The sequence below is a fragment of the Kitasatospora sp. NPDC101108 genome (assembly GCF_055584725.1).
In genome coordinates this window covers 426872-433892 of record NZ_JBVJLM010000006.1, presented here as the reverse complement: position 1 = coordinate 433892, position 7021 = coordinate 426872, and the positions used below count along the sequence as shown (strand labels likewise).

Here is a 7021-nt window from a genome sequence, read left to right as displayed (position 1 = left end):
GTCATCCCGCACATCACCAACGAGATCAAGTCCCGGATCCGCCGGATGGCGACCGAGGACGTCGATGTGGTGATCACCGAGGTCGGTGGCACGGTCGGTGACATCGAGTCGCTGCCGTTCCTGGAGGCGGTGCGTCAGGTCCGCCACGAGGTCGGCCGGGACAACGTGTTCTTCGTGCACGTCTCCCTGCTGCCCTACATCGGCCCGTCGGGTGAGCTGAAGACCAAGCCGACCCAGCACTCGGTGGCCGCGCTGCGCAACATCGGTATCCAGCCCGACGCGATCGTGCTGCGCGCCGACCGTGAGGTGCCGCAGGCCATCAAGCGCAAGATCTCGCTGATGTGCGACGTGGACGAGGAGGCCGTGGTCGCGGCCATCGACGCCAAGTCGATCTACGACATTCCCAAGGTGCTGCACGGCGAGGGTCTGGACGCCTATGTGGTGCGCCGTCTGGACCTGCCGTTCCGCGACGTGGACTGGACCACGTGGGACGATCTGCTGCGCCGGGTCCACGAGCCGCAGCACATCGTCAAGGTGGCGCTGGTCGGCAAGTACATCGATCTGCCGGACGCGTACCTGTCGGTGACCGAGGCGCTGCGCGCGGGTGGTTTCGCGAACAACGCGCGGGTGGAGATCAAGTGGGTGACCTCGGACGACTGCGAGAGCGCGGAGGGCGCGCGCGAGCAGCTGGGTGATGTGGACGCGATCTGCATCCCGGGCGGGTTCGGTGACCGGGGTGTCAACGGCAAGGTGGGGGCGATCACCTACGCGCGGGAGAACGGGGTGCCGCTGCTGGGGCTGTGCCTGGGTCTGCAGTGCGTGGTGATCGAGGCCGCCCGTAATCTGGCGGGTCTGCCGGAGGCCAACTCCACGGAGTTCGACGCCGCGGCGAAGCACCCGGTGATCTCCACGATGGCCGAGCAGCTGGCGATCGTGGACGGCAAGGGTGACCTGGGCGGCACGATGCGCCTGGGTCTGTACCCGGCCAAGCTGGCGGAGGGTTCGATCGTGCGTGAGGTGTACGGCGGCGAGCAGTACGTCGAGGAGCGTCACCGGCACCGCTACGAGGTGAACAACGCCTACCGGGCGGACCTGGAGAAGACGGGTCTGCAGTTCTCCGGTCTGTCGCCCAAGGGTGACCTGGTGGAGTACGTCGAGTACCCGCGTGAGGTGCACCCGTACCTGGTGGCCACCCAGGCCCACCCGGAGCTGAAGTCCCGTCCGACCCGCCCGCACCCGCTGTTCGCGGGCCTGGTCAAGGCCGCCATCGAGATCAAGACCGCCAGCGATACCGGGACCGCCCCGGCCGACCCGGTCCTCGTGGGCTGACCCGCCCCCACCCCGTACGCAAGGAGACCCGTCATGAGCAGTGCAGCGCAGTCCCGCCCCGTCGTCGTCATCGTCGACGCCTACTCCACCGCCAGCCACCTGGCCCCGCTGTTCCACGCCCGGGGCTACGACTGCCTGCACGTCCAGAGCCAGGAGAGCCCGCCCGCCGTCTTCACGGCCTCCTTCAACCCGGACGACTTCATCGGCACCGTGCTGCACGGCGGCGACACCGGGAAGACCCTGGCCGCCATCGAGCCGTACGCGCCGGTGGCCCTGCTGGCCGGCGCCGAGATCGGCGTCGAGCTGGCCGACACCCTCAGCGAGGCGCTCGGCCTGCGCACCAACGGCACCGCCCTGAGCCCCGCCCGGCGCGACAAGTTCCGGATGGTCGAGGCCGTACGGGCGGCCGGGGTGCCCGCCGCGGACCAGATCCTCGCCACCGACCTGGACACCCTGCTGGCCTGGTACGGGCCGCAGCCGCGGCGCGTCGTCCTGAAGCCGGTGCGCAGCGCGCTCAACGACGGCGTCTCCTTCTGCGACACGGCCGACGAGGTCAGCGCCGCCTTCGAACGCCTGATGGGGATGGAGAGCGCGACCGGGCACCACAACGACGCCGTGGTCGCCCAGGAGTACCTGGTGGGCGCCGAGTACTACGTCAACACCGTGAGCCTCGACGGCAAGCACTACGTGTGCGACATCTGGAAGACCCAGCACCTCGGTGTCAACGGGGTGCACGACCTCCTCGGCGGCTCGCAGCTGATGGTGCGTGAGGGCCCCGAGCAGGAGCTGCTGGTGGCGTACGCCCGCCAGGTGCTGGACGCCCTCGGGGTGCACAACGGGCCCGCGCACACCGAGCTGAAGCTGACGCCCCAGGGGCCGCGGCTGGTCGAGACGGGCGCCCGGGTGTGCGGGGCGATGCTGCCGCTGCTCACCCGCGCGGCGATCGGGGAGAGCCAGCTGGAGTGGACGGTGGCGGCGTACGTCGACCCGGAGTCCTTCCTGGCGCGGTGGGAGACCGGCTACGAGGTGGCCCGGCACGCCGTCTGCGTCAACATGGTCTCCCCGCACACCGGCGAGCTCCTGGGCTACCCGCGGCTGGCCGAACTGCAGGCCCTGGAGAGCTACCACGACCTGCTGCTGAAGGTCCGGCCCGGTGAGCGGGTCTCCCGCACGGTCAACGACATGACCTACCCGATGCTGGTCCACCTCCTGCACGAGGTCGAGGGCATCGTGAGCCACGACTACATGACGGCCCGCTACCTCGACGGCGAGGGTTTCTACGATGTCGCCTAGCCCGGCGGACGACGCCGGCCGTCCGACCGTGCTCGCCCACCTCAGCGACCTCCACCTGGACGACGGGCCCCGGGCCGAGGAGCGGGTCCGGCGGATGGTGCGCTACCTCGTGGAACTGCCGGGCGAGATCGACGCGGTGCTGATCACCGGTGACATCGCGGACCGGGGCGCGGAGGAGCACTACGTACGGACGCGGGAGGTACTCGCCCCGCTGTACGAACGCTTCCCGGTGCTCGTGTGCCCCGGCAACCACGACGAGGGGCAGGCGCTGCGCAGGATCCTGCTCGACGGGGGCGAAGGCGGGGACGGGGGCGGGACCCTGGGCGGGACCGGGGACGGCGGGCCGGTCGACCAGGTCCGGGACGTCGCCGGCACCCGGATCGTGCTCTGCGACTCGTCCGTGCCCGGCCGCGCCGACGGGCTGCTGCGGCCGCAGACCCTCCGGTGGCTGGACGAGACCCTGGCCGAGGCGCCGGACCGGCCCACGCTGGTCGCCCTGCACCACCCGCCGGCGGAACTCGGCCTGCCGTACATCGACGGGATCCGGCTGCGCGAGGCGGACCGGTTCGCCGCCGTCCTGCGGCGACACCCCCAGGTCGCCGGGGTGCTGTGCGGTCACGCCCACACGATGGCCGCGACCAGCTTCGCCGACCTGCCGCTGGTCTGCGCCCCGGGCGTCGCCTCGACCGCGCTCATGCCCTGGGAGCAGGAGCCGGGGCAGCTGTGGAAGACCCTGGACGCCCCGCCCGCGCTCGCCTTCCACGTGCTGCGGCACGGACGGCTGACCAGCCACGCGAGAACCGTCCTCGGTGACGTCCGGCCCGCGTCGGCGCCGTCGTGACCCACCGCGAGCCCGTCCCCGCCCCGCCCAACCTGGAGAACCCATGAAGTCGCCCCGCGAGCACACGGCCGGAACCTCCCCGCTGCTGCTCCTGATATCGACCGGTCCGCAGAAGTACCGCGAGTACCTGCTCGCCACCATCAGCACCCGCTACCGGATCCACCTGGTCAACACCACGGAACCCACCTGGGAGACCCCGTACCTGGCCGGCAGCACCGTCGTCCCCACCACGGACCTGGAGCACGTGTCCGCGGCGGCGGCGGCCGTCGCCGCGCGCGAACCCGTCCACGGGGTGCTGAGCTGGGACGAGGCCCGGGTGCACCAGGCGGCGGCCGTCGCGGCCGAGTTGGGCCTGCCGACCACCGACGCGGACGCGGTCTGGCGGTGCCGTGACAAGCACCAGACCCGGGCCGCCCTGGCCGCGGCCGACCTGCCGCAGCCGGGCTTCGCGCTCGTGGGCGGGGCCGCCGAGGCGCTCGCCGCGGCGGACCGGATCGGCTACCCGGTCGTGGTCAAGCCCCGTGCGGCGGCGGCCAGTTACGGCGTGTCCCTGGTCCGCTCCGCGGAGGCGATGGCCGCCTGCTTCGACTTCGCCGACGAGGCGACCGTGCCGCACATGCCCGACTACGACCAGGCGGTCCTGGTCGAGGAGTACCTCGACGGCCCCGAGGTGAGCGTCGACTCGGTGATCGTCGACGGCAAGGTGCGGCCCCTGTTCGTCGGCCACAAGCGCACCGGCTTCCCACCGTACTTCGAGGAGACCGGCCACACCGTCTCGCACGACGACCCGCTGCTCGCCGACCCGGAGTTCCTCGGCGTGCTCCAGGACGTCCACGCCGCGCTCGGTTTCACCACCGGCTGGACCCACACCGAGCTCAAGCTGTCGCCCTCCGGCACCGCCAAGGTGATCGAGGTGAACGCCCGGCTCGGCGGTGACCTCATCCCCTACCTGGGCCGGCTCGCCTCCGGCATCGACCCGGGCCTGGTCGCGGCGGCGGTGGCCTGCGGCCGCGAGCCGGAGGTCGTCGCGGACAGGAACCTGGTGGCGGCCGTGCGCTTCCTCTACGTCGAGCACGACGACACGGTGATCGACCGGGTGGAGTTCGACGTCTCGGCGCTGCCCCCGCAGATCGACCGCACGGTCGTCCTCGCGGCCCCCGGTGACGTCGTCTCGCCGCCGCCGCGCGGCCTGCTGAGCGGCCGGATCGCCCTCGCCACGGCGGTGGCGCCGACGGCCGAGGAGTGCGAGACGGCGCTGGACGCGGCGGCGGCGGCACTGCGGATCGTCGAGCGGCCCGCCGGCGACCGGCCCGGTGGCGGGGCGTCATGACCGGTGTCACCACCGCCGAACCCGACACCCGCCAGGCAGGAGTCCTGGCGACGTTCGTGGAGTCGCCGTTCGCCGTGAAGGCCGTGCTCTTCGGCGTCCTGGTCAACAAGCTCGGCTCCTTCATCCAGGTCTTCCTGGTGCTGTTCATGACCAGCAGGGGCTTCAGCGACGTCCAGGGCGGGGTGGCGCTCGGTGTCTACGGCGCCGGGTCGGTGCTGGGCGTGCTGCTCGGCGGCACCTTCACCGACCGGATCGGAGCCCGGCGGACCATCCTGCTGGGCATGGTGGGCACGGCCGTGCTGCTGGTCGCGGTGCTGCACGTCCGGATGTACCCGGCGCTCCTGGCGTCCGTCGGGCTGGCAGGCCTGATCAGCCAGGTGTACCGCCCGGCGGCCGCGGCGTTCATCGCCGAGCTGATCCCCAAGAACCGCCAGGTGATGATCTCGGCGATGTACCGGCTGGCCCTCAACGTCGGCACCACCGCCGCGCCGCTGCTCGGCACCATGCTGGTCGCGGTCTCCTACGACCTGCTGTTCTACGGCGAGGCCGCCGCCGCACTGGGCTACGCGGTGATCGTGCTCCTGGCGCTGCCCCGGGAGGGCTCCGGCCCGGCGGGGCCGGAGCGGGCCGCGGCCGCGGCGTCCGCAGCGTCCGCGGCGTCCGAAGTGTCCGCCACGGAGCGTCCGAAGGGGAGCTACCTCGCCGTGCTCCGCGATCGGCGGTACGTCGCCTACCTGGTGGCGATGCTGCTCAACGCGGCCGTCTACATCCAGTACCTGAGCACGCTTCCGCTCGCCGTCCGGGACGCCGGCTTCAGCACCTTCTGGTACGGCGTCATGGTCGCGATCAACGGCGCCGTGGTCATCTGCTTCGAACTGCTCATGACGAAGGTCGTGCAGAACTGGCGGGTGCGCACGGTCCTGACCGTCGGGTTCTGTCTGCTCGGCGCCGGTATGGCGCTGTACGCCCTGCCGGGCGGGCTCGCCGTCTTCGTCGTCGGCACCCTGCTGTGGACGCTCGCCGAGATCATCGAGGGCCCGACGATGTTCGCCTACCCGGCCATCGCGGCCCCGCCCGCGGCCAGCGGGCGCTACCTGGGCGCCGCCCACGCGATGTTCGGCATCGGCTCGGCCATCGGACCGGCCGCCGGCGTCGCCCTGTGGAGCGGTCTCGGCCGGACCGCCTGGCTGATCACCGGAGCGGTCTCGGTCCTGGCCCTGATCCCCGCCTGGTTCGCGGTGGGGCGCGTCGGCACCACGTCCTCACTCGCGGACGACTCCGGCTGACGCCGCGGACCACCCCCGACCTCAAGCCGAAACCCCTCCGGCGCCCGTGCGGCAACCCCGCACCGTCGCCGTTTCCGAAGAACCCCCACGAGGAGAACCCGTGTCATACGAGGACGCGACCACCGTCACCCGCACCGCAACTTCTCGGCGCTTCCTGATGTGCCCGCCGCAGCACTTCGACGTGACGTACTCGATCAACCCCTGGATGGACCCGGCCAAGCCGGTGGACACCTCGCTCGCGTTCGCGCAGTGGACCGAGCTCAAGAACCTCTACGAGAGCCTCGGCCACACCGTCGAGGTCATCGAGCCCGTGCAGGGCCTGCCCGACATGGTCTTCGCGGCCAACGGCGCCACGGTCGTCAACGGCCGGGTGCTCGGCGCCCGGTTCCGGCACGTCGAGCGGACCGCCGAGGGGCCGGCCTACCTGGCCTGGTTCACCGAGCACGGGTACACCGACGTCCTGTGGCCCGAGCACATCAACGAGGGCGAGGGCGACTACCTCGTCGTCGGCCGGAAGATCCTCGCCGGGACCGGCTTCCGCACCGACCCGCGTTCGCACGCCGAGGCCCAGGAGTACTTCGGTCTCCCGGTGATCGGCCTCACCCTGGTGAACCCGGAGTTCTACCACCTGGACACCGCGCTGGCCGTGCTCTCGGAGAACGAGATTATGTACTACCCGGAGGCCTTCACCGCCGGTAGCCAGGAGGTGCTGCGCGAGCTGTTCCCCGACGCGATCCTGGCGACCGCCGAGGACGCCGCCGTCTTCGGCCTCAACGCGCTGTCGGACGGCCGCCACGTCCTGCTCCCCGACGCCGCCGTCCAGCTGAAGGCGCGCCTGCGGGAGCGCGGGTTCGAGCCGATCGGCGTCGACCTCACCGAACTGCTCAAGGCCGGCGGCAGCGTCAAGTGCTGCACGCTCGAACTGCGCTGATCCCCGCACCT

6 protein-coding genes are annotated in these 7021 nt (G+C 71.7%); all 6 read left to right on the top strand.

Translation table 11 applies throughout. From position 1 onward, the window contains the following. Window positions 1–1329 (top strand): CTP synthase (locus ACZ6Z8_RS17250; protein ID WP_465610526.1); only part of this gene is annotated, 1329 nt, incomplete at its 5' end. Between the two features lie 33 nt (window positions 1330–1362). Next, a complete protein-coding gene (locus tag ACZ6Z8_RS17245; protein WP_465610524.1) occupies window positions 1363–2622 on the top strand; it encodes an ATP-grasp domain-containing protein in 1260 nt (419 codons plus the stop codon). Further along, window positions 2612–3463: a metallophosphoesterase gene (locus ACZ6Z8_RS17240; RefSeq protein WP_465610522.1), complete on the top strand. Its 852-nt coding sequence runs from the start codon at window positions 2612–2614 to the stop codon at window positions 3461–3463. The genes ACZ6Z8_RS17245 and ACZ6Z8_RS17240 overlap by 11 nt, the downstream gene beginning before the upstream one ends. 43 nt (window positions 3464–3506) lie before the next feature. Then, entirely contained in the window at window positions 3507–4793 is a 1287-nt protein-coding gene (locus tag ACZ6Z8_RS17235; RefSeq protein WP_465610520.1) for an ATP-grasp domain-containing protein, read from the top strand. Next, a complete protein-coding gene (locus ACZ6Z8_RS17230; RefSeq protein WP_465610518.1) occupies window positions 4790–6079 on the top strand; it encodes an MFS transporter in 1290 nt (429 codons plus the stop codon). The genes ACZ6Z8_RS17235 and ACZ6Z8_RS17230 overlap by 4 nt, the downstream gene beginning before the upstream one ends. Before the next feature lie 100 nt (window positions 6080–6179). After that, window positions 6180–7010, top strand: coding sequence for a dimethylargininase (ddaH, locus tag ACZ6Z8_RS17225; protein ID WP_465610516.1), 831 nt, complete (start codon window positions 6180–6182; stop codon window positions 7008–7010). The last annotated feature ends 11 nt before the right edge of the window (window positions 7011–7021 follow it).